Annotated in this window: 2 protein-coding genes; both read right to left on the bottom strand. The window is 35.4% G+C overall.

Annotation, left to right across the window (positions count from 1 at the left end; all coding sequences use genetic code 11):
• Positions 1 to 277, bottom strand: a 277-nt coding sequence (locus ACSMFO_RS40150) for a DUF1697 domain-containing protein (RefSeq protein ID WP_436462537.1), incomplete at its 3' end; no start/stop codon positions are given.
• 31 nt (positions 278 to 308) lie between these two features.
• Positions 309 to 757 (bottom strand): DinB family protein (locus ACSMFO_RS40145; RefSeq protein ID WP_436462536.1); only part of this gene is annotated, 449 nt, incomplete at its 5' end.

Genomic DNA, 757 nt, shown 5'->3' with positions numbered 1-757 from the left:
GACAACTGCTAAAAATTTGTTCCCATTCAGAAGCTGTTCTTAAAATAATAATGACAGAAAAACCGAAAGCCCTTCTAATCTCTTGCTCCATTTGCTCTTCTAATTGTTCTGCATTTCTTTCAGACTGCAATATAACATTTCCACTTTGAATATAGGTTTTAACTTTATCTAATCCCATATTTGTTAATAGACTCTTTAATTCCTGCATCCTTATTAATTTGTGTCCACCTACGTTAATGCCTCGTAATAAAGCAATATAAATAGTTATTTTAGGCACCTCTTTTGTTTTATTTCATTACTTTGACATCTTAATTGTTTCGCAATTCTTTAAGTAATTGGAAAATTTGACCTCTATGATGAGATTCATGTTCAATCAAATGGTAAACAACCCACTCAGGTGTAACGTCATAATGTTCAAGTATTCTTGGTCTACGCCAGTCTGTTAAGTCCATTGAACGAAAGTGGGAAAGAAATGCTTCTCGTACCTTATTAAGGCGGTGAAAATGATCTTCTAAGCTTTGTCCCTCGATGTGGGCTAAAGAACCATCTTCAGAACGAACTGCAAATGAGAACAAAGAACGTATTTCGGGATCCCATTCAGTAACCAGGACCTCTTCATATAACCAATCTGCCTCAATCAATGCAATGTGATACAATAGTGTGCTAATTGTTTGTCTTTCATCAATTTTTTTATCGAGCATACGCTGGCTGATTCCATTTAATTGTGCTAGAAGCGTACGGCGAACATCTTCTAAAC

The sequence above is a fragment of the Amycolatopsis sp. w19 genome (assembly GCF_051373225.1).
Taxonomy (GTDB): domain Bacteria; phylum Actinomycetota; class Actinomycetes; order Mycobacteriales; family Pseudonocardiaceae; genus Amycolatopsis; species Amycolatopsis japonica.
This window is presented reverse-complemented; position numbering and strand designations above follow the sequence as displayed.